The 21222-nt window shown below is 57.5% G+C and carries 19 protein-coding genes, 1 tRNA gene and 4 pseudogenes; 13 read left to right on the top strand and 11 right to left on the bottom strand.

The window, feature by feature from the left end; genetic code table 11:
- Nucleotides 1-34 precede the first annotated feature (34 nt).
- From OKW78_RS04835 to OKW78_RS04825, 3 genes and pseudogenes are all read right to left on the bottom strand, one after another.
- Nucleotides 35-464 (bottom strand): annotated as a pseudogene (locus OKW78_RS04835) (disulfide bond formation protein B).
- A complete protein-coding gene (locus tag OKW78_RS04830) occupies nt 454-1197 on the bottom strand; it encodes a DsbA family protein (RefSeq protein WP_206664949.1) in 744 nt (247 codons plus the stop codon). The pseudogene OKW78_RS04835 and the gene OKW78_RS04830 overlap by 11 nt, the downstream one beginning before the upstream one ends.
- Nucleotides 1194-1745, bottom strand: a complete 552-nt coding sequence (locus OKW78_RS04825) for a heme A synthase (protein WP_080508279.1) — start codon at nt 1743-1745, stop codon at nt 1194-1196. The genes OKW78_RS04830 and OKW78_RS04825 overlap by 4 nt, the downstream gene beginning before the upstream one ends.
- A gap of 179 nt (nt 1746-1924) precedes the next feature.
- Here OKW78_RS04825 and OKW78_RS04820 point away from each other — a divergent pair, with 179 nt between their 5' ends.
- From OKW78_RS04820 to OKW78_RS04805, 4 genes are all read left to right on the top strand, one after another.
- Complete coding sequence (locus OKW78_RS04820) at nt 1925-2884, top strand: transcription initiation factor IIB family protein (RefSeq protein WP_080508280.1); 960 nt, start codon at nt 1925-1927, stop codon at nt 2882-2884.
- 451 nt (nt 2885-3335) lie between these two features.
- Entirely contained in the window at nt 3336-3713 is a 378-nt protein-coding gene (locus OKW78_RS04815) for a helix-turn-helix domain-containing protein (protein ID WP_080508281.1), read from the top strand.
- Nucleotides 3710-3988, top strand: coding sequence for a hypothetical protein (locus tag OKW78_RS04810; protein ID WP_080508282.1), 279 nt, complete (start codon nt 3710-3712; stop codon nt 3986-3988). The genes OKW78_RS04815 and OKW78_RS04810 overlap by 4 nt, the downstream gene beginning before the upstream one ends.
- A 77-nt stretch (nt 3989-4065) precedes the next feature.
- A complete protein-coding gene (locus OKW78_RS04805; protein ID WP_125919944.1) occupies nt 4066-4623 on the top strand; it encodes a hypothetical protein in 558 nt (185 codons plus the stop codon).
- Nucleotides 4624-4778: 155 nt separating this feature from the next.
- Here OKW78_RS04805 and OKW78_RS04800 read toward each other — a convergent pair.
- Nucleotides 4779-4853, bottom strand: a tRNA-Glu gene (locus OKW78_RS04800).
- Nucleotides 4854-5119: 266 nt separating this feature from the next.
- Between OKW78_RS04800 and OKW78_RS04795 the strand changes: the two are divergent.
- Nucleotides 5120-5976 (top strand): annotated as a pseudogene (locus tag OKW78_RS04795) (IS1595 family transposase).
- Between the two features lie 30 nt (nt 5977-6006).
- Entirely contained in the window at nt 6007-6312 is a 306-nt protein-coding gene (locus OKW78_RS04790) for a CPBP family intramembrane glutamic endopeptidase (protein ID WP_080508283.1), read from the top strand.
- 38 nt (nt 6313-6350) lie between these two features.
- Here the strand turns inward: OKW78_RS04790 and OKW78_RS04785 are convergent, their stop codons facing one another.
- Both OKW78_RS04785 and OKW78_RS04780 read right to left on the bottom strand, forming a co-directional pair.
- The gene (locus tag OKW78_RS04785) at nt 6351-7193 is read right to left on the bottom strand and encodes a cation diffusion facilitator family transporter (protein WP_206664948.1); all 843 of its coding nucleotides are present in this window, start codon (nt 7191-7193) and stop codon (nt 6351-6353) included.
- A 392-nt stretch (nt 7194-7585) separates the two neighbouring features.
- Complete coding sequence (locus OKW78_RS04780; protein ID WP_058365068.1) at nt 7586-7765, bottom strand: hypothetical protein; 180 nt, start codon at nt 7763-7765, stop codon at nt 7586-7588.
- A 117-nt stretch (nt 7766-7882) separates the two neighbouring features.
- Here OKW78_RS04780 and OKW78_RS04775 point away from each other — a divergent pair, with 117 nt between their 5' ends.
- The 3 genes from OKW78_RS04775 (at nt 7883) to OKW78_RS04765 (ending at nt 10670) form a co-directional block, all read left to right on the top strand.
- Complete coding sequence (locus OKW78_RS04775; protein ID WP_144800185.1) at nt 7883-9319, top strand: cytochrome ubiquinol oxidase subunit I; 1437 nt, start codon at nt 7883-7885, stop codon at nt 9317-9319.
- Between the two features lie 68 nt (nt 9320-9387).
- The gene (locus OKW78_RS04770) at nt 9388-10389 is read left to right on the top strand and encodes a cytochrome d ubiquinol oxidase subunit II (RefSeq protein WP_144800184.1); all 1002 of its coding nucleotides are present in this window, start codon (nt 9388-9390) and stop codon (nt 10387-10389) included.
- Nucleotides 10390-10391: 2 nt separating this feature from the next.
- Complete coding sequence (locus tag OKW78_RS04765) at nt 10392-10670, top strand: hypothetical protein (protein ID WP_241659219.1); 279 nt, start codon at nt 10392-10394, stop codon at nt 10668-10670.
- Nucleotides 10671-10691: 21 nt separating this feature from the next.
- Here the strand turns inward: OKW78_RS04765 and OKW78_RS04760 are convergent, their stop codons facing one another.
- Nucleotides 10692-10928 (bottom strand): hypothetical protein, encoded by a 237-nt coding sequence (locus OKW78_RS04760; RefSeq protein WP_058365397.1) that lies wholly within the window; start codon nt 10926-10928, stop codon nt 10692-10694.
- Nucleotides 10929-11243: 315 nt separating this feature from the next.
- On the opposite strand from OKW78_RS04760, the gene OKW78_RS04755 reads away from it, so the two are divergent.
- Nucleotides 11244-13838 carry a heavy metal translocating P-type ATPase gene (locus OKW78_RS04755; RefSeq protein ID WP_058365396.1) on the top strand — a complete coding sequence of 865 codons (2595 nt, stop codon included), beginning with the start codon at nt 11244-11246 and terminating at the stop codon, nt 13836-13838.
- A 16-nt stretch (nt 13839-13854) separates the two neighbouring features.
- Here the strand turns inward: OKW78_RS04755 and OKW78_RS16965 are convergent.
- Nucleotides 13855-14328: pseudogene (locus OKW78_RS16965) on the bottom strand (S49 family peptidase).
- A 605-nt stretch (nt 14329-14933) separates the two neighbouring features.
- On the bottom strand, nt 14934-15257 hold the full coding sequence (artA, locus tag OKW78_RS04750; protein WP_241659218.1) for an archaeosortase A: 324 nt from the start codon (nt 15255-15257) through the stop codon (nt 14934-14936).
- A 495-nt stretch (nt 15258-15752) separates the two neighbouring features.
- Between artA and OKW78_RS04745 the strand changes: the two genes are divergently transcribed.
- From OKW78_RS04745 to OKW78_RS04735, 3 genes are read left to right on the top strand one after another with little or no spacing between them, the layout of a single operon-like run.
- On the top strand, nt 15753-16082 hold the full coding sequence (locus OKW78_RS04745; RefSeq protein WP_058365394.1) for a hypothetical protein: 330 nt from the start codon (nt 15753-15755) through the stop codon (nt 16080-16082).
- Nucleotides 16079-18160, top strand: coding sequence for a cation:proton antiporter (locus OKW78_RS04740; protein WP_144800181.1), 2082 nt, complete (start codon nt 16079-16081; stop codon nt 18158-18160). Before OKW78_RS04745 ends, OKW78_RS04740 begins: the two co-directional genes overlap by 4 nt.
- Nucleotides 18157-19944, top strand: a complete 1788-nt coding sequence (locus OKW78_RS04735) for a Na(+)/H(+) antiporter subunit D (RefSeq protein ID WP_058365967.1) — start codon at nt 18157-18159, stop codon at nt 19942-19944. Before OKW78_RS04740 ends, OKW78_RS04735 begins: the two co-directional genes overlap by 4 nt.
- Before the next feature lie 30 nt (nt 19945-19974).
- Here OKW78_RS04735 and OKW78_RS04730 read toward each other — a convergent pair whose 3' ends face one another.
- Nucleotides 19975-20178 carry a hypothetical protein gene (locus OKW78_RS04730; RefSeq protein WP_058365968.1) on the bottom strand — a complete coding sequence of 68 codons (204 nt, stop codon included), beginning with the start codon at nt 20176-20178 and terminating at the stop codon, nt 19975-19977.
- A 322-nt stretch (nt 20179-20500) separates the two neighbouring features.
- A pseudogene (locus OKW78_RS04725) lies at nt 20501-20755 on the bottom strand (hypothetical protein); the annotation flags it as partial.
- Nucleotides 20756-21222 lie beyond the last annotated feature (467 nt).

Below are 21222 nucleotides of genomic sequence, written 5' to 3'. Positions count from 1 at the left end.
CTGATACTGGGTTGTGCTTGTAAATTGGGTTTGATCATTGGTTGCGTGGTTTTGTCTTCGTTTGTCTCACAGATACAATTATACAGATAGCTCCTGCGGCTGTAATGAGCGTGAATGCCAGAAGTGAGAGATTCAGAATTGTCATCTTTTCTACAGGAACTGCTATTGTACAGCGGCACACGGTCCTTTGAGGGAGCAGGTGGTTGTCGCGCTTGCAACACTGTGTGATACGTTGCGATCACTCCACCCAGAACTGACAAGGGAATACTAGTCCGCCAAACAGTAGGGCGAGCTTCGATCGCTGCGACACCCATAACCATTACTAGTGGGTACATCAGAATTCGTTGGTACCAACAGAGGTCACACGGTACCAGTCCGAGGCTAAACCAGAGACTCCCAGCTGTTGCGATCCCGGCGATGAGGGTTGCACTACCCAATACGAGCCAGATCCGATCACGATCCATCTGCGAGTTGTTCGATAAGGGTACGAGTTCGTTGTTCGTCACTCAGCGGGTTGACTGTTTCACCATCGATCACAAGGGCGGGGGTTCCCGAAACGCCGGCGTCGGCTGCTGCCTGACTCGTCTCTCGAACCGGTGATTCGTAGGCTTGTTCCTGAATTTTTGTCCGGAGCTGTTCCGTCTCCGTTACTCCAGCCTCCTCAGCGAATGACACGAGTTTGTTAGTGGTTGCCCATTCCTCACCCTCCGGTGGTTGATTGGCGAAGACGTATTCGTGGTATCGCCAGTAGGTTTCAGGAGCTACATTCCAGACACCGAGACCACCTTGAGCGGCACGAGGGGCATCAGAGGCGAGGAATGGCTCACCGTCGATGTAGGCCAACGCACGGAATTGTAGGCTGATGTCTCCGGGCTCGACGTAGTCTGTGACTATATTGCCGAGAAAATCTGTGCTGAAGTCTGCACAGTACGGACATTTCCAGTTCCCATAGTAGGTCACCGTTGGTCGGTCGGCCGCTCCCGCTCTTGCGTATGTGGATGATGTGGGGTCGTCTGGGTCCGGCGCGTTAGCTACCGCATCATCAACAGCAGCATTTGTTGATTCATTATTTTCGCCACCGAGACATCCACTGAGCGCCAATACTCCACTTGTCGCGAGGAACTGACGTCTCGTTAACAGTCTATGTCCTCCACCAGATGATGTGAGCATAGTCGAGATGCGTTCGCTATCGGTCATGCTTCTCCCCATATTTTGGATTTATCGACTCGTGTGTCACGAAGATAGGTCGTAAGGACGGTCATGAGCAGGCTGAGGAGAATGAGAATAGCGACTCCGAGGTGCGTCGTGACTATTATTGGTTCGAGGTTCTCTGTGACAGTCAGTCGTCCGAGTACGACCTGAATTGGAAGCAAGATGAGTGCCGTTGTTGCGGACCACTTGACTAACGTATCGTCTGGGTAGAAAATCCACGCACCAACTGCTGTCCCCGCGATGAAGAGGCCAGCAGTCATCGCAAGTCCCCGGTGGGCCCATTCGGCGAATATCTGCAGGGCAGAGTACGGTGAATTTGCGATGATATCGGGTTGGAAGAAGGGTACCCAGGTACCGTAGCAGCTCGGCCAGTCGGGGCAAGAGAGTCCAGCACCGATTGCACTCGTATAGGCGCCGAGAAGCATCACGATGTACGTCAGAACCAGCGTCAGGCCGGCGATGTGCTCGAACTTAACTGGACCCTCTGAAATCGTCTTTCGAAGGTAGTTTGAGTTCGCTGAATTTTGGGCCATATCTCGATTGATGGGATGCCTCCCAATTACGATAAGGCTGTTAAAGGCATGATGACAAAGGTATAGGTCGGATTCCCCCTAAGTGGGATTCCGCCACTTGTTCATTGCGGAGCCACCCCTCCGAATTGTCAAGAAGACCCACGATTTGGAGGTGCAAACCTGTCCATAATATTATCATTATGTGTCAAAAACAAAGCAACGAACAGTCGTTAGATAGTCGCAAGCGGGTCTCGGAGTGTATCGAGAGCAATGTGTGTCCTGAGTGTCAAGGCCAAATCATTCAGAAGGGCAATGGAGGTGAATCGGCTTGTGAAGGTTGTGGGTTAATTTTCAAGGAAAGCCGAGTCGATCACGGCCCGGAATGGCGTGCGTTCACGTCGGAAGAACGTGATGAAAAGAGTCGTGTTGGTTCCCCGACGACGCATCTGATGCACGATAAGGGATTGAGTACTACCATTGGTTGGCGGGATAAGGATGCCTACGGACAAGCAGTTCCTGATCGCAAACGCGCTCAACTACAGCGCCTTCGGATGTGGGATGAGCGGTTTCGGGCGAAAGATTCCTATGAGCGAAATCTCAAACAAGCACTCGGTGAGATCAACCGCATGGCGTCTGCTCTCGGTCTTCCGAAATCAGTCCGAGAAACTGCCGGCATCCTGTATAAGCGTGCTGTAGAGAAGGACCTGCTACCTGGCCGATCGATTGAGGGGATGTCAACGGCTTCGTTGTATGCGGCTGCTCGACAGCATGGGACGCCACGTCCACTGACTGAATTCTCCGACGTAAGTCGTGTCAAAAAAATCAGAGTCCAGCGAGCATACCGATATCTCTCCCGTGAACTCGGGTTGGAGATCGAGCCGCAAAATCCGACTCAATATCTTCCACAATTCGCGTCATCGCTTGATGTGAGCGATGAAGCAGAACGACGTTCTAGAGAACTTCTTGAGGTGGCAACAGATAATGGTGTCCACAGTGGGAAAAACCCGGCAGGATTGGCGGCCGCCGCGCTGTATGCTGCGACCCATCTCACGAACGAACAGCTCACACAGGAGACTGTAAGTGAAATCGCCCACGTCAGCCAAGTAACGATCCAAAACCGATATCAGGAACTTCTCGAGGTGTATGAGAAGCATGCCTGAATGGGTGGGTCTGTTCGGACAGCAAACAGCTCTTCATTCACTCACAGCCGTAATTCTAATATGAGCAAATTTCAGATAGAGACCAAGATTGATCGAGATACAACAGTTAGTAGCCAGCCACCTTCTTACGTAATAGATATTGTTAATTCAGTTGACAAACATTTGATTGCTGTCGAACAAACATGTACCCACTTTCATAATGACGAGTTCATCAGTTCGCTCGGGCGAGGCTTCTCCGAAATCATTGAAGAAACGGCACAACGATCCGAAACTCAGTATAGGTTATAACACCCCGCTATTAGTATCACTATGTCGACTCTCATCTCGCGATTCTTTCGACAACTTACCTGTTATGAGCTGGATATCGCAACCGGTCTTAGATCCGAACCATCAGGAGCATTCCCGAAGAACAATTGGACCCCATATTCCGCCCAACATATTTAATAGAACAATGCGAGACAATTCAGCGTCATCTGAGGACACACCGGCGTTACAAGATGTCCTCGATGCGTTGGACGATCCTGAGTGTCGATCCATTCTCCGCGAAACCATTGAACCTATGACTGCAAACGAATTGAGCGATGTCTGTGACATCCCCAAGTCGACGTTGTATCGCAAATTAGAACTTCTCAGCTCCGCTGCTCTCGTACGAAAGTGGGATACGATCAATCCCGGTGGCGGACGTGTCACTCACTACGAGCGGTCATTCAATGACGTAATGATTTCCCTGGATGACACGGGTGAGTTTTCGGTGAATATCGAGCGGCTATCACAGTCTACCGACGAGCGACTTGCTGACATCTGGACAATGATGGGGGACGAAATATGAAGGAAGTTGTACCCGCAATTGCGATAGTTAAGTTTGTAATCCTGATTCTCGGGGGTGGAATTACTTATATCGCGTTCAAAGCTTATCGGCGAACTGGTGAGAATTCTCTCCGCGTTCTGGGTATCGGATTTGGTGTCCTCACGCTCGGAGCACTGTTGACAGGTGTAGCTAATCAGTTCTTCTCTGTCTCATTGGCATATGTTGTCCTCATAAATAGTATGTTCGTCGCTTTCGCACTCGCGATTATTATGTATTCTTTGTATATTCAGAAATAGCTCTGATCTTGCCGAGAGCGAATGTACGGTCGAGAAAGCAGTCACGGCGGGTGAATCACCTTCCAGCCCTGAAGCGAGTGGGCGACAATCTCGTCGGCGGAGCGGTCGTCACAAACGGGGCTGCTGTGTTCACGGTGAGTGACAGTGTATCCAGCAGAGTTGACGGCTCATCACGTGGGTCTGAGGTCACCAGAGTGGAGACCACGGCATCCAGCGATGGGTCGATCGATCCGGGTCGTCCGGTCTTTCAGTCGTCGTGGGCGGAGCGGTATTGCTGGCGGCTGGTCGCTCGTGATGGGGGCTGGCGTCTCGATCGCCGTCCTGACGGCGTTGTCAGTGTCTTGATCGGGTGTCCATGGGTACTCGAGTTCGCGACACCATTCTCCGTCGCAACGAGTATCGAGGAAACAGTGATCCGCGGTATCATCGTGTTCGACGAAATCGTCTTCGAGTGTCTCCGAAACGGCGACGTTGTCGTCGGCGAATCACAATTGGGTAGAGATGACACGCTCACGCAGCTGAGCAACCGTGATACGAAGATCATCGTTCTGATCGGCGATGACGAGGATGCCACTGGCTTTCTTGACATCTACCTGCCGTCGACAACGTGCTTGAAGGAGTTCCGCCTACGGTAAATACGACCGTCGCGGTAGCAAAAGCAACCAGACATAGGCTGGTGATTGCAACTAGTTCTACGGAGGTATACCTGCCCAACACGCGATTCTGTGAAGCTAGTCGTGTAGTGGGCAGATATGAGGTCGGCCTATAGAGGGTCGAAGCGGGTTGGAGATGCTCCATCGAGGATTTGAACCTCGGTCCTCGGCGTGAGATACCGAGATGATTGGCCGAGCTACACCAACGGAGCATATTGATCTCACTGGCGAATCCAGTTAAGCCTAATCACTTTACGAAACAGAATTCGACATCCGTAGACGACTCATGGTGTCTACATAACGAGTCCGTGGTCACTCCGACTTTGCGAGTTCGGTACGTCAAATGAGGTCGGTGTCCTACGTATTGGGTATCCTCCTTTGCCTCTTACGCTCTTCGGAAGTAGATTGTTGGTCAGGTAGAGCTGTCGCTGTGGAAGCGTAGCGGGCAAGGGTGACGCGAACGCGTCACCCGAACGCAATGTTCCCATTTGAATTGCTGAGTTCAGAGGCGAGCGCCGCGAGGGCCTCTGTTGCCCCCGCTGCCGGTCTGAGTCAGTGATCAAACACGGCAGCTATCGAGAGTATCAACGGTATCTCTGTAAGGATTGCGACCGCACGTTCAACGACAAGACTGGCACGATCTTCGCGCACGCGAAGATCGGCCTCGACAAGCTCTTGTTCGCGTTCTACTCGTTCCTCCGATTCAACACGAGTATCCGCCAGTTAGATGCTGAAATTGACGTTTCGTATCGTTCACTTCGCCGGCGCGTCGAGCAGTTCGCCAGAACGCTCGACGCGCCAGACATCTCTCTCGTTGGCCCGGTCGAGATTGACGAGTTCTACGTCTCTTCCGGCTTGAAAGGCCGCGAGCGCGACCGCTGGTCGCGCTCTCGCGGCCTCTCTCGACGCGGACGCGGAACGTATGATCAAGACAAACCACCCGTGTTCGTCCTCGTGGATCGCGGCAGCGGTCAGCGATACGTCATTCCGGCGAAATCCGCCGACGAAGCGACGGTGCGACTCCTTCTCGGCAACCACGAGAAGGAGTCGCTGACCGTGTATACTGACGGATTTCGGGCCTACGATCCACTCGACGATGACGAGAACTTCCACCGAGAAGCAGTAATTCACGATGACGGCGAGTACGCTGATGGAGACGCGCACGTGAACACGTGCGAGAGCCACGCGTCGCTGGCGCGACGGTGGCTCTCGCCGCATCGAGGCGTCTCAAAGGACAAACTGACAGCGTATCTCAGACCGCTCCAGCTTCGGCGACGAATCCTCCATAAACCGGGTCGAGAGGCACTGAAAGAGATTGTCCAAGCAGTTCTCTGACTCACCAACAATCTACGTCACAAGAGCGTAGTGCCATTCTCACTACTGCTCGTTGGTCCTGGCGAAGAATTCTTATTCCGAGGGCTTATCCAGGGAACACTACGACAAACCTTCCGGCCAGGGAGTGCAGTCGTTATTGCGAGTGCGATCTTCGCTGTGAGTCACACGACAGCTCTCAGTGGTGATGGCCAACTCACCTACATGGCCGTCGTGTTCGTTCTCGCACTCGTCCTCGGCGCCACCTACGAATATGCGGAGAACCTCGTAACCCCAGCTGTGATCCATGGTGTGTATAATGCCGTATTGCTCTCCGCCCTCTACTTGCAGGTAACGTGAAGTGCTCAGAGAAACCGTGAGTCCCACGCCGTCATCGCTTACTGATGCTCTGGCACCTGTGCATATTCGTTCGATTCACTAGCCATGTCGATAGTCGCGTGGTCAACGTCGAATTCGTCGTGAAGAACGTCGACAGCCTGTGTTTTGAGTTTCTCCCGCTCCTCGAGTGACTGGACATCGTCTTTCAGATGCATCGACGCGACGCGGATCGTACTCGATAACTGCCAAACGTGTACATCATCGACTGCCACGACGCCCTCGAGTTGTTTTAACCGGGTTTCGACTTCGTCGACGGAAACCGGACTCCGCTGGAAGAATATTTTGCCGCTCTCACGGAGTAGTTTCACAGCCGACCAGATAATGATGACCGCGATCAACACTGCCGTGATTGGGTCAGCGAGTGTCGATCCAGTGAACTCAACAACGAGCATCGAAACGATGACAGCGACGGACGCGCCGGTATCCCCGATAAGATGGTAGTACGCACCCTTCTCGTTGAGGTTCATTTCGCCGCCCTGTAAGTAGTACACGGACGCGAAGTTCACGACCAGTCCGCCCGTAGCGAGTCCTGCTGTCATCAACGGATCGATCTCGACGGGTTTGAGGAATCGCTGATAGGACTCCCAGACGAGGTATCCCACCATCGGAACGAGGAGGACACCGTTCAGAAACGCAGTGAACGGCTCGACACGGTCCAGTCCGTATGACCAGTACTCGCCTGGTTCAGTACGTCGTGAGACGTAGGCGGCACCGAAGGCGAGAACGTACGCGAGCGCGTCGAACAGCATGTGGAAGGCGTCGCCGATCAGGGCTACGGAACCGAAGAGGAGACCACCAGCAAGTTCGATCACGAAGCCGACGAGGTTGATCAGGGCGACCACGCCCAATTTCCGGATGCTCCGTTCGCCACTATCATGGCCGTGTCCGCTGTCGTGGCTCTGAGTAGTTCCCAAACGAAATCACCTACATTGTGATTCTTAATCTAGTAGATTAAACACACAGGTTTGGGTTCTGCCGTACGAAGGAAACACTCCAGTGCATCATCTGTAGAAGGAGAAGAGCCTGGAGGACGGATATGAAAGACTAGATCCTTGGACAGAGAACACCTCGTCACAGTAACTATTCCGTTATCAACCTGGATTTCGTACGTCAACGGAGGATTACCCTGATATCTTAATAATTCTATCCGTTGTGGCTCTCCGCTAACTCGATGTGACCTGCCGATTGTGGACCGTGTTGAGTGTTGATGAATCACCGAACGCTACGTCAATTATTACCCGATCTCATCCCATCGACGGACAAGTGCGATCCCGAAGATGAAGACGATCGCCCCCACACCGAGCTGTCGCCCGACCGTGCCGAACTCCACGTTCTGGAGCGCGACAAACCCTCTGATAGCCATGATCGCCGTCACCAGACAGACGAGCACAAGAACGACACGCCGGGTATCCATACGGCGGCGTTATCGGTCGACATAATAAACGGTTCGCCGCTTCCCGGCGAGAAGGAGGTGCGGATATGTTTAACATGATATGTTCTTTAGAATCGGCTGTTAGCCACTCCTTCAGCCATGGTCGATCCACTTATCGCTAGCCGGCTCCAGTTCGCCCTCACCACAATCGTCCATATCATCTTTCCGGTGATGAGCATGGGGTTAGCCCCGTTTCTTATCTATTTTACATGGAAGGACATTCGAACTGGCGAGCCGGTGTACGAACAGTTGCGTCGCTTCTGGACCAAGATCTTCGCCATCTCCTTTGTTGTCGGCACCGTTACTGGAATCGTCCTCGAATTCGAGTTCGGGACGAACTTCGCGGCGTTTTCGATTGCCGCCGGCGAACTGTTTGGTGGCCCGCTAGCCGTTGAGGGGATGATGGCGTTCATGCTAGAGGCGACGTTCCTCGGGATCTTCGTTTTCGGCCGTGAGCGCGTCGATGACACGCTCTACTTCATTTCAAGCGTCGCTGTCGGTCTTGGCACGTGGCTCTCAGCCGTGTGGATTCTCATCGCGAACTCATGGATGCAAACCCCGCGTGGCTATGAACTAGTCACCGAGGGCGGCCAGACGGTCGTTAAGCTCGTCGATCCGCTTGCAGCGTATTTTAACCCCCGATTCGGCTACATGTTTGTCCACATGCAGAACGCGGCCGTCGAATCGGTCGCGCTCTTCATGGCCGGCATCGCCGCCTACTACGTGTTCAAACACCACGTTCGTGGGATCGATGTCGACAACGTGAATTTCTGGGAGATGACCCTGAAGATCGCCCTCGTCGCTCTGCTGATCACGGCCCCGTTTCAAGTCTATCAGGGCGACATGTACGCCCGCTCGGTCGCCGAAACCCAACCGCAGAAGTTTGCCGCAATGGAGGCCGTCTGGGAGACCGACTCCTACGTGCCTGAGTATCTTATCGCCGTCCCGACGAACCTCGATTCGATCACCGACCCACGGGCGAAGGAACTGTTCGGCATCGGGATACCCGGTGGCGCGTCGTGGCTCGCCAGCGGGGGTGATCCGACCGCCGAGATACGTGGATTGAACACCTTTGAGAGCCAGGCGCCGCCGGTCGCCATCGTCTTCTGGGCTTTCCGTGCGATGGTCGGTCTGGGATTTTGGTTCATCCTGTTATCGTTCTGGGGTGGCTACCGATGGTACAAGGGCCAGCTACTGAATGATGGTCTGTTACACAAGGCACTGATGGGCTCGTCACTGCTGGGCATCCTCGCGGTCGAACTCGGCTGGATCGTCACCGAGGTCGGCAGACAGCCGTGGGTCATTCAGGATGTGATGAAGACCAGTGAAGCGGTCTCACCCGGGTTAACGGGAACTGAAGCGACGATCTCACTCGTTGGCTTCGCCGTGGTGTACCTTGCGTTGCTCGGGCTGTATACCTACGTTATCACTCGGGTCATCCGCAACGGCCCGCCCGGTCGCGAACAGCTTCGCGAGCGTCCCGACCGCACACCTATGCTAGACACGTCGGCCGCGGGAGGTACCGACGATGACTGACGTGCCGACGGTCATGGGGAGGTCGACGCAGATTGATACTGCTAGCGGACAGCCGAGAGGTATCATCAATGATTAGCGTCGAGTCGCTCAGTGCTGGACCGCTGTTCGGCCTCCCGCTCTCTGAGATGTGGTTCGGTCTCATCTTCACGCTGCTAGCGACGTTCCTGTTTCTCGATGGGTTCGATTTCGGGGCAGGGGCGATTTACGGTCTGCTCAACACCGACCGGGAACATGAGGCTGTCCTCGCTGCCGTCGGTCCGTTCTGGGACGGCAACGAGGTCTGGCTGGTCGTCTTTGGCGGCACACTCTTTGCCGCCTTTCCCGCGGCCTACGCGAACCTGTTCAGCCGGCACTACCTGCTGATGTTCGGGATTTTGGGTGCGCTCATCCTTCGTGGGCTGGCGCCTGAGATGTACGAACAGCGTCATGACGAGCGCTGGCAGCGGGCGTGGAGTGTCGCCTTCGTTGCTGGGAGCGTCCTCGCGCCGTTCCTGCTCGGTGTCTTCGCCGGCAACTGGCTCGTCGGCAACGAGAGCTCCGTCTCGCTCATCGGCGTCGTCGTCGGCTTCACGCTGACGCTGCTGACGGTCGTCTCCGGGGCGGCGTTCCTCCGGCTGAAAGCGCCACTCGATCTGCCCGAGCGGGTGTCGACGTACGGTCAGTTCGCGGTCGTCGGCTACTTGGTGGCGGTGGTGGCAACGCTAGCGATCCTCGCCGTGCGACTGCCCAGTGGGCTGTTGACACTGCTACATCCGGCCATCGTCGTGTTAGTGGTGACTTCGATCGGCCTCACCGCGGGATACATCGTCGCCATGCGGCGCGGTGAGAGTCTACTGGCACTCGGGGCGGCAGCGGTCCTCACGTACGGGCTGATCGCCGTTGTGGGGATTATTATGTATCCTGCCATCGACCCAGCAACTGGAGCAACGATCAGCGAAACCATTGTCTCGACGCTCCCGCTGAATCTGATGTCAATAGCCGCCGCACTGTTGTTGCCGCTGGTGGCAAGCTACTTTGTCGTGCTCTACTCGGCGTTCAGTGGTCCCATATCCCCCGAGGAGGCTTACTGACAGTGGTCGACGCCAACGTTCCTGACGACGGGGAAGGGCTCACCGTCGCGTCGGACGAGCAATCGATTGATGCCGACCGAACGTGGCTATTGTCGCGCATTCTGCTGACGTGGGCTGAGCTCATCGTTGTTGGACTCGGTGGCGCGGCCCTCGGTGGAACGGTTTCCGGACCACCCGGATTGATCGTCTATCTGGGAACCGTCCTCGCCTCGGTCAGCGTGCTCCTGTACAACGTCGATCAGATGATACAGCAGCGGCTCACGCTTGTCAAAACGAACTAAGAGAAATGTGTCGGAAGGGCGTTACTCCGGGTTGGATCCCGATGGCGATAGATTGCCGATCAATCCTTGTTCTCGGAGCCCGATGCCGAGGAGGACAACCGCATTCGGCAGAAACAGGAGTGCACCGAGTGCCGCCACCGTGTCTTCGGTCTGGACGCCGTAGGTAACGGCGAGCCCAGCGATGACGAACCCCGAGACGCCGAGGAAGTACATCCGATACTCATAGACCCTCGCAAGCGCCTGTTTGAGTAACGTCATGGTTATATTCCTGTATATGAATTCAGATCATATATACAAACGGATCTCTGACGTCGATCTCATTTTCTCCCAGAAGCAGAGTCCGTAATTAGGAACGATGGGAACTACCGATAGTGGATGAGCATATATCAGATAGACTACTGTTAGTGTAGGCACCAATGAGTAGGTTCGAATCAAGTCTCCGAGTGCGTCCCTTGGCTGGCTGTAAATCATCCGCTTTTATTATTCTACACTACAGAATTTAATAAGAATTGTTAATATTGGGGGGTATTATAGCAGCCAGGTTAATAAGTTTGAGAGCATTCGTTTCACATAATGACATCACCACCAGAAGAAGGTGGTCACGACCACGAACACGACCATGACACTAACGGACAGGACACTGATAGCGTATCCTCGACCTCGTCAAATCGGGACGATGTTGCCCAGTTCTCGGTGCCCGAGATGGATTGCCCATCTTGTGCGGGGAAGGTGAAAAATAGTGTCAGAAAACTTGATGGTATTACCACTGTTGACCCACAGGTGACGACTGGAACACTCTCTGTTTCTTATGAGAGAAGCCAAACATCTCCGGACGAAATCGCCGACCGCGTCAAAAAAGCGGGCTATACGGTTGAGTACCAGGGCGAGACAACCGCGGCGTTCACTGTCCCCGAAATGGACTGTCCATCCTGTGCGGGAAAAATTGAGAACGCCCTTGATGATCTCCCGGGGCTCTCGAGTTACGAGACACAACCGACTACTGGGAAAGTAGTGACGACCTACGATGACGACTCCACTTCGCCATCGAAGATCACTGATGCGATCGAGAGTGCTGGCTACGAAGTGACCGACTCGACTGCGAACGACGCAAACACTGCCGAGAGTTCGACTGACGAACGGGAGAACGTTTGGACAAGTTCGCGGGCGATAAAAACGTGGATTAGCGGGGGGCTCGTCGCACTTGGGCTCCTCTTTGAGTTCTTCCTTACGGGCCAGAACGTCCTTGTGGCCGAGCTCGTCGGGCGCGAGTTACTTGTCGCCGACATCCTGTTCCTCGGCGCGGTTGGGATCGCTGGCCAGATCATTTTCCGCAACGGCTACTACTCTGCGTTGAACCGGAATCTCGACATCGACCTGTTGATGAGTATTGCCATCAGCGGCGCCATCATCGCCAGCCTCGTCTTCGGGGAAGCGCTCTACTTTGAGGCCGCCACACTCACGTTCCTGTTCAGTATTGCAGAGCTGCTTGAACGCTATTCGATGGATCGCGCCCGGAACTCACTCCAAGAGTTGATGGATCTATCGCCGGACGAGGCGACCGTAAAACGCGATGGCGAAGAGGTAACCGTTCCTGTCGATAACGTGGCTGTCGGCGATGTCGTCGTCGTGCGTCCGGGTGAAAAAATCCCGATGGACGGCGAGGTTCTTGACGGAGAGAGTGCTGTCAACCAGGCCCCCATCACAGGCGAGAGCGTGCCAGTGGACAAGACACCGGGTGACGAGGTGTACGCTGGCACAATCAACGAACAGGGCTATCTCGAAATCGAGGTCACCTCCGAAGCGGGCGATAACACACTCTCGCGCATCGTCCAGATGGTCGAAGACGCACAGTCCAACAAAACCGAACGCGAGCAGTTCGTCGAGCGGTTCTCATCATACTACACCCCCGTCGTCGTCGGCTTTGCGGTCCTGGTTGCAGTTGTCCCGCCGCTCCTATTCGGGGCATCGTGGCCGACGTTCATCGTCTACGGCCTCACGCTGCTTGTGCTTGCATGTCCCTGTGCGTTCGTTATTTCCACACCCGTCTCGGTGGTGTCGGGGATCACCAGCGCCGCGAAGAATGGTGTCCTCATCAAGGGCGGCAACCATCTCGAGGCGATGGGCGCGGTGGACGCCATTGCAATGGACAAGACCGGCACGATCACCAAAGGCGAACTCACCGTCACCGACGTCGTCCCGTTGAACGACAACAGTGAGGACGATGTTCTCCGCTGTGCCCGCGGGCTGGAATCACGGTCGGAACACCCCATCGGCGATGCAATCATCGAATTCGCCGAGGAGAGTGATATCGGAGCGCCGACAGTCGATGATTTCGATAGTATCACCGGGAAAGGCGTCGAAGCCTCTCTCGACGGCAAGAAACACTACGCAGGGAAACCGGGATTCTTCGAGGAACTCGGGTTCAATCTCGAACACGTCCACGCGACGACCGACGGCGGTGTCGTCACGACGAAGAGTCAGCAGATGTGTGAGCGCAACAACTGTCTCGACCTTCTTGAGGGGACGGTCCCCGAACTCCAATCACAAGGGAAGACTGTCGTCTTAGTCGGGACTGAGGACGAGATTGAGGGCGTGATCGCCGTGGCCGACGAGATTCGACCCGGAGCGAAGGCAGCGATCCAGCGGCTCCACGATCTCGGCGTTGAGCACATCGTTATGCTTACCGGTGACAACGAACGTACGGCCCGGGCGATTGCCGAGGAGGTCGGCGTCGACGAGTTCCGCGCAGAACTCCTGCCCGACGAGAAGGTCGAGGCGATCAAAGAGCTCGACGAACAGTACGACGGGGTCGCTATGATCGGCGACGGCGTTAACGACGCACCCGCGCTTGCGACGGCGACCGTGGGTATTGCGATGGGTGCCGCTGGAACGGATACTGCTCTCGAAACAGCAGACATCGCACTGATGAGCGACGACCTATCGAAGCTACCGTACCTCTACGAACTCTCGCACGACGCGAACAGCGTCATCCGGCAGAACATCTGGACGAGTCTGGGTGCGAAAGGACTCCTCGCACTCGGTGTGCCCTTCGGACTCGTCCCGATCTGGGCAGCTGTCCTTATCGGCGATGCTGGTATGACTCTTGGTGTCACCGGCAACGCGATGCGGCTCTCCAGAATCAAGCCAGATTCGTTACTGAACGAGTAATTAGCTTTATTGGTTATTAACATTCACCAGTTGGGGGGATGAAGCGCAGGTTTGGCGTCGTCGAGCGGTAAGCAACCGAATATTCGTCGAGCTCTGCCGCCTCTGCCGCGGCAGCTATAGCCGTCTCCCTATCTCCGATCCCGTCAGCCAAGCTGTTCTCGACGGCGGCAGCACCAGAGTAGACCTTCGCGTTGCTCAGATCAGTTCGAGACAGTGAGAGCCGAGAGCCACGCTCTGCGTACACGCTATCGATGAACGAGCGCTTGAGCGTCTCTACTTAGGCCCGGATGTCGTCACTAGTGAGGCCACCGACTTTATCAGGACCGATCGCCATAGGCAAGGGTACTCCGTCAGGTTGGGGGACTAGCGCGCGTACGCCGACGCTCCCGACGAGGCTTCCAGGTGTCACGTAGATCTCGTCGCTCGGCAGCACCGTGTAGTAACCTCCCGAGGCTGCGATGCTGCGGACGCTGGTAATGACTGGCTTCACGCGGGCAAGTCGCTTGACCGCCCGGTACTGTGATTCGCTTGCCGCGACGGCCCACCGCCGCTGTTGATGGGCAACACGACTGGATCAATCGAGCTGTTCTGCCGGACTGTACGTAGTTCGTGAGTCACATCGTCCGCGGAATTGCCGCTGATCGGCCCTTCAATCGTTACCACTGCGACGGTCCCACGATCGTCGTCCTCAAACAACGCCAATGAGGCTGTCGGACCGACCGCAGCACCGATCAGAAGAGCGGCAACAATAATAACTGTGTACGAGGTCAACAGCGTCTCGACTCGTTGATCAATCGGATTCGCCACGAGTTTAGATATCGAGTCACACAAGTAAAAAAACCGTGGCAACTCCAGAAATATGGGATTTGATAGATTCTATGTACGTTGCACTAGGAGACTGGCGCAGGGTTAAGGATCGATGGTGCCGATCACAGATCTCCGGCTAACGTCCAATATTAATCCCGTAGACGGTGGCAATACTGAAAATAGTCTTCACATCGTTGGCAAGCAGGAAACGATTACGGCTGTGGTCACCGATAAGGTCGTGGCAGCAATGCGATCATACATCCCGGATCGTGGGTGATTGGGAGGATCTCAGTCACTTTTCGTCGCCGCTTCTGGCTGTTCGACCGCGGGCTCACGCGGGAGATCGAGAGTGGCTTGGAGGTCATGATCCTCACCTGTGAGCAAGTAGAGTATATCCTCTAGGATGGTCAACGGTTCCGGGAGCTCGCGGACGACGAGGTAGGTGATCGCCATGAGCGCGACGACCGCCCCGAGTTGGCTGATGATGCGGTCGGAGATCAGAAACGACATCCGATGAGGGTCGGTTTCGCCGAACACAAACAGGATCGCCTCCGAGAACCAGTCCATCAACTGATTGCCGGTGACGATCGAAATGAAGGCGGTTCGAAACACGTTGATGCTTCTGATTACCGTGTTGGCCTTGGGGCTCGGTTCGGGCACGCGGGACATGCTCCGCGTGACCTTTGATATTTAAGCAGAAGATCGGTGTTCAGTCGTTCGATTGTAATGAATCACTCTTCAGTTACGGCCAATATGACGATTGGTGCGACTCGATTGGCGTCGTTTGTATGCCAACCAGTACGAGATCAGAAGCGTCACGACGAGGATCACGAGCTTCGCTTGCAGATGAGTGCATACTTCCGGAGGAGGCGGCCGGCTCGAAGGACTGCACCGCCGGGCAGATTGCCGACCGATTCGTGGTATCGTTCGAGCGAGTGGAGGAGGCGTAGGATCCTTGTCTCGGCTGCGACATCAGTGACGGCGCTTTCGTCGTTCTGTTCGTATCGACTGGGATACAAACCGTTTAGGGACGGTAGGAAAAGTATCCGAGTAGGGATACCCATGTACACAGAGACGGTGGATCCTAAACCCGTCGGAGGTGTGTGGGTGACTGACACCGACGACGCAGACGAGCCCGTCACGAACGCTACCGGTGACGCCGGCTCGGATCCGCGATTGACGATCGTCGTCCCCGTCGAGCCGTTGCCGACCCTCCGTGCGACAGTCGTGCACATCGTGGAGGCTGTCGTCGAAGGAAGTGAAGCCGACGGCGACGTCCCCCGTCGCGCCCGTGAGGGCACGCCGCGTCCCTCGCTGGTTCTCTATCGGGTGCCGCCCGCGTTACTGGCGATGTTCCTCGTCGCGGTCGCGCTCGGCTTCGGCGGCTACGCGCTGTTCAAGTGGTTCGACCCGGTCCTCATGGAGGTGTTCGCATGACTGACGTACCCATAACCGATCTACGCCCCCTACTGGCCGTCCTCGTCTCGTTCGTCGCGGCGTTCTTCATCGCCGCGTCGCACCGCTCCCCGAACGTCCGCGAGGGGTGGACGATCGCGGCGGCGGTCACGAAGTTCGCGATCGTCGCCTCGATGCTGCCGGCGGTCCTCGACGGCGCGGTGTTCGAGTGGTCGCTCGGCGCGTTCCTGCCCGGCGGCATCGAGTTCGTCCTGCGCGCCGACGCGCTCGGGATGCTATTCGCGTTCCTCGCGAGCGGGCTGTGGATCGTCACCTCCTTCTACAGCATCGGCTACATGCGCGGGAACGACGAGGTGAACCAGACCCGGTACTTCGCCGCGTTCGCGGTGTCGCTGTCGGCGACGATGGGGATCGCGTTCGCGGGCAACCTCGTGACGATCTTCGTCTTCTACGAGCTCCTCTCGATCGCGACGTACCCGCTCGTCGCCCACGACGAGACCGACGAGGCCCGCGCGGCCGGCCGGAAGTACCTCGCGTACACGATGTTCGGCGGCGGCGTGCTCGTCCTCGCCGGGACCGCCCTCGTCTACCTCATCGCCGGCAACGTCTCGTTCACGGCCGGCGGCATCGAGGAACTGGCGAACGCCGACCCCGGCCTCGCGATGCTCGCCTTCTTCCTGCTCGCGATCGGGTTCGGCGTGAAGGCCGGGATCATGCCGCTCCACCAGTGGCTCCCCGAGGCGATGGTCGCACCGACGCCCGTTTCCGGGCTGCTGCATGCGGTCGCGGTCGTCAAGTCCGGGGCGTTCGGCGTCTCGCGGGTCGTCCTCGACGTGTTCGGCCCAGAACTCGTCTTCGACCTCTCGCTCCCGTTCGGCTTCTCGGCCGGACTCGTCCTCTCGACCATCGGAGCGATCACGCTGACGGCGGCCTCGATCATCGCCCTGCGGAAGGACCACCTGAAACAGCGGCTCGCCTACTCGACGGTGAGCCAGCTGAGCTACATCATCCTCGGACTCGGCCTGTACGGCTGGTACGGGCTCGTCGGCGCGCTGCTGCACATCCCGGCGCACGCGTTCATGAAGCTCACCCTGTTCTTCTGTGCCGGGAACCTCCACGTCTCGACGCACACCGATTACATCTCCGAGATGGCGGGGATCGGCAAGCGGATGCCCCTGACGATGGGGGCCTTTACGGTCGCCTCGCTCGGGATGGCCGGAATCCCGCTGCTGGCCGGGTTCGTCAGCAAGTACTACATGCTGATCGGCGGGATTCGGATGGGCGCTCGGCTGACCCCGGTCGCCTACTACCTCGTCGGCGCGCTGCTGCTCTCCGGCGTGCTCAACATCGCGTACTTCTGGCCGGTGATCTACACGGCCTTCTTCGAGGCGGAGGACGCCCACGACGCGAAGCCGCTCGTCGACTTCCGGATGGGCGGCGAGACGCGGTCGACGCTGCCGGCGACCGATGGGGGCCGTCCGAAGGATGCCGACGACGACGTTGACGCTTGTAACGACGACGACCCCGACGTCGACGAGGTCGTCGAGAGTGCCGAGGGCGACTCGGCAATCGATGCCGAGGGAGCGGAGTCCACGGGCGACGACGCCGATGTCCCGGACGACTCGGACATCCCCGACGCGGAGATGGACGACCTCCCGACCGACGAAGACGGCGTGGTATGCCCGGACTTCGACACGAGCGACCGGGACTTCTCCGAGCCCGCAGAGCGCGTCGACACCGGCGATTACGCGGTCGACCAGCGCCCCTCCGACGCCGACGTTCCGTTTGGCGTGGGGCGCGGCGACGGCGATGACGGAGGCGATGAGACAGGGCATGATGCCCACGACACGAGCCATGACGATCACGCAGACCACGACAACCACGGCCACGCGGGCGGGCCGCCCGCGAGCGACTGGGAGCACATCGCGGGGCTCGACGCCCTCTGCGGGGGCGAGTCCACGTGGTTCACACTCGGGCCGATCCTCACCGCGATGAGCCTCGCGGTGCTGCTCGGCGTGATACCCTACGAGATGGGCTTCCTGGAGCTGATCGAGCTCATCGTCGACACGCGACTCCCCGAGGGGATGATGCGGCCGTGAACCCGATTCTCACCTCGGTGCCTCCGTACGTGCTGCTCGCCTTCGCCGCCCTCGCCGTGCTCGCGCTCCCGCGCCGGTCCGGTCACGCAGTGGCCGCGCTGGCGACGGCGTTCACCTTCGCGCAGGCCGTCCTGCTCGGCGACGGCGGCGCGGGGACGTACCTCGCGACACAGTTCCTCGGCTTCGACGTGGTCTTCTTCAACGTCGATCAGTTCTCGCTTTTGATGGGGGTCGTCGTCGGCTTCCTCGCGACCGCGGCGGTGCTGTACGCGTACGGCACCGAGGCGCCCACGTGGGTGACTGCGTTCGCGCTCATCTACGTCGCCTCGACGATCGGGACGATCTACGCCGGCGACTGGCTCACCCTGATCTTCTTCTGGGAGCTGATGGCCGTCACCTCGACGCTGCTGGTGTGGCAGTACGGCGGGGAAGCGGTGCGGGCCGGCTACCGCTACGCGCTGTTCCACGGCATCGGCGGGACATTCTTCCTCGGCGCGGTCGTCGTCCACGGCGCGGCGATGCTCGGGAGCGTGCCGGCCGGCGAGATATTCCTGTTCTCGTCGACGACCGGGATCCACGCCTCCGCGACGCTACTCGCCGCGATCGGGATCGGCGTCAACTGCGGGTTCATCTTCCTGCACACGTGGCTGCCGGACACCTACCCGCGCCCGCACGTCGCGGCGTCGGTGTTCCTCTCGGTGTTCACGACGAAGACCGCGGTGTACGTGATGTACCGTGCGTTCCCGGAGGGCGGGATGTGGCTCGCGTATCTCGGCGGGTTCATGGCCGTCTACGGCGCGTTCTTCGCGCTGCTGCAGTACGATCCGCGTCGCCTGCTGTCGTACCACATCCAGGCGCAGGTCGGCTACATGCTCGCCGGACTCGGGCTCGCGACTGCTGTCGGCGAGTTCGCCGTCACCGGCGGGTTCGCGCACCTGTTCAACAACGTCCTCTACAAGAGCCTCCTGTTCATGGCAGTCGGTGTCGTCGTCTACCGTACCGGCGTCGAGGACATCAGGGACATGGGCGGACTCTGGCGGGAGATGCCGATCACCTTTCTCGTCTACCTCGTGGGTGCGGCCTCGATTACCGCCGTTCCGGGGTTCAACGGGTTCATTTCGAAGGGGATGGTGATCTCCTCCGCCCACGAGGTCCACAACTTCGAGCTGCTGTTCGGCCAAGGGCTGCTGTGGTGGCTGCTGATCCTCGGCGGCGTGGGGACGTTCATGTCGTTCATCAAGCTCGGCTACTATATGTTCTTTCACGGGTCGGCGACGCTATCGCCGAAAGACGCGACGCCGTTCCAGACGGCGGGGATGCTCCTGGCGGGCGGCGCCTGTGTCTTCTTCGGCACGCCGCTCACCTACGGTTACCTCGTCGAACTGATGCCGTTCACTGCCGCGGTCGCGCCGGAACTGCACCCGTACAGCGCGAGCCACCTGACGGAGAGCGCGGCGCTACTCGTGACCGGCTTCGTCGGCTTCTTCGCGCTGAAGCGCCCGCTCGGCTGGCTCGCCCACCATATGCGCGACGTCGACGCGGTGACGTACCCGGCCGCATTCTACCTGAGCCGGGGAACAGTCTGGGGCGTCACGGAGCTGTGGGCTGCCGTCGACCGCGTCGTGATGCGGCTGGTCGCCGGCGTCAAGCGGACCGCGACGCACCCGCGAGCGGCCGTCTCGGCGCTCGGCGCCGACGTCGAGATCCGGGCGGGCATCGGTCGGAGCGTCCTCTTCTTGACGCTCGCGGCTGGTGTCGCGCTGCTCGTGTTCCTGCTCGGGTAGCGAGAGAGTTGAGCCGCCGGTTCGTGCATCTCACTCGTCCTCTTCGACAATTCGCCGATCCTGTTCGCTGAGCGAGAGGAAGACGATCACGCTGATGAACGGAACCACGAATCCGAACATTTCGCCGCTCTCTGCGCTGGTGTAGCGCATGAACAAAACCGAGGTCATACTCACGCAGAAAACGCCGACGTAGACCAGCGAATTGGCATCGGTGGCGTCGTTGTCAGAGCACATACGTCCCGGAAATTCTCGTAGCTCGTCTTGTTCCGTGATCGGTTGTCGTAGATCCGCGTCACTTGCTGTAGCATACGGTCTTCCATACCGTATGCCGCATATCTAGTCTGTTTGAATTCTGACTGCCTGCCATCATCTTCTGGTAGGTGACTTTCGCCGCCACTGATACATATACTCGTGTCCTCCCTTCGTATATAGAGCGTGACTGTAATGGCCGCGAGTGGGTCAACAGTATTACTCGCAGCATGTTTCAACGAAGCCGATATAAGGGTTATTCGAATTTCAAATTGCAACTTTCGATATGGTATAAACTCGCCGGGCCTTACGGTGCGACGGTTGCGGTGTCACCGGCTTCCGGATCAAACGGGAGGTTGATGACGAGTTCGTCAAACCAGACGACCGGACGTTTACTCTGGCCGTCTTCTTCAAAGAAGATGATGCCCAACTGGGCGAGCCGACTGAGTTCCTCGTGGACGTTCTTCACGTCCCGGTTGACAACCCGTGCGGTCTCGTTGATGCTGGATGGCTCTTCCCGACGGATGGCTTCGATGAGATCGAGGACGCGCGGGGTCAGCGTCCCCATGTTCGAGCGGTGGGAAACCGTTTTTGACGCCCCGTTCTGCGTGTTGAGCGTGCTCGGATCGGCATGGTCGTGGTCATGCCTGTGACTAGGCTCGTGAGACCCCTCTTCGTGTTCAGGGGTATGATCTATTGATTCACCACTTCCTGTCGTGGGAATCGTCGTCAGGTGAGATCATCACTAGCCGCTACAAGTTTATTAACTCGGCTGCTATAAATCGCTCATTCACTACCAATGTTTAATATACATACAAAGTTGAACTCTGTGTTTCCCCCATCTCAAACGCAGACCTAGGTACGGTTTGCTCGATACTCACCGTGTTTGGTCCCGAGAAGAGGTGTAAGGACTCCGAACACGATGAGGCCGACACTCGCCATCATGACTATACTGGTGGTCATCGGATACATCATCCGTCTTTAGTTAAGCCTCACACCTCGGTTGTGTAGCGGTAGCGAGCGTCTCTT

The sequence above is a fragment of the Halorubrum sp. F4 genome (genome assembly GCF_027257195.1).
In the GTDB taxonomy this organism is placed as follows: domain Archaea; phylum Halobacteriota; class Halobacteria; order Halobacteriales; family Haloferacaceae; genus Halorubrum.
Note: the sequence above shows the minus strand (reverse complement) of the source record. Positions and strands in the feature narration are given on the sequence as shown.

What these genes read in the sequence shown, in the direction of transcription:
- OKW78_RS04830 (WP_206664949.1), bottom strand. Translation starts at nt 1,197, where the DNA reads ATGACCGATAGCGAACGCATCTCGACTATGCTCACATCATCTGGTGGA.
- OKW78_RS04825 (WP_080508279.1), bottom strand. Translation starts at nt 1,745, where the DNA reads ATGGCCCAAAATTCAGCGAACTCAAACTACCTTCGAAAGACGATTTCA.
- OKW78_RS04820 (WP_080508280.1), top strand. Translation starts at nt 1,925, where the DNA reads ATGTGTCAAAAACAAAGCAACGAACAGTCGTTAGATAGTCGCAAGCGG.
- OKW78_RS04815 (WP_080508281.1), top strand. Translation starts at nt 3,336, where the DNA reads ATGCGAGACAATTCAGCGTCATCTGAGGACACACCGGCGTTACAAGAT.
- OKW78_RS04810 (WP_080508282.1), top strand. Translation starts at nt 3,710, where the DNA reads ATGAAGGAAGTTGTACCCGCAATTGCGATAGTTAAGTTTGTAATCCTG.
- OKW78_RS04780 (WP_058365068.1), bottom strand. Translation starts at nt 7,765, where the DNA reads ATGGATACCCGGCGTGTCGTTCTTGTGCTCGTCTGTCTGGTGACGGCG.
- OKW78_RS04775 (WP_144800185.1), top strand. Translation starts at nt 7,883, where the DNA reads ATGGTCGATCCACTTATCGCTAGCCGGCTCCAGTTCGCCCTCACCACA.
- OKW78_RS04770 (WP_144800184.1), top strand. Translation starts at nt 9,388, where the DNA reads ATGATTAGCGTCGAGTCGCTCAGTGCTGGACCGCTGTTCGGCCTCCCG.
- OKW78_RS04760 (WP_058365397.1), bottom strand. Translation starts at nt 10,928, where the DNA reads ATGACGTTACTCAAACAGGCGCTTGCGAGGGTCTATGAGTATCGGATG.
- OKW78_RS04755 (WP_058365396.1), top strand. Translation starts at nt 11,244, where the DNA reads ATGACATCACCACCAGAAGAAGGTGGTCACGACCACGAACACGACCAT.
- OKW78_RS04740 (WP_144800181.1), top strand. Translation starts at nt 16,079, where the DNA reads ATGACTGACGTACCCATAACCGATCTACGCCCCCTACTGGCCGTCCTC.
- OKW78_RS04730 (WP_058365968.1), bottom strand. Translation starts at nt 20,178, where the DNA reads ATGTGCTCTGACAACGACGCCACCGATGCCAATTCGCTGGTCTACGTC.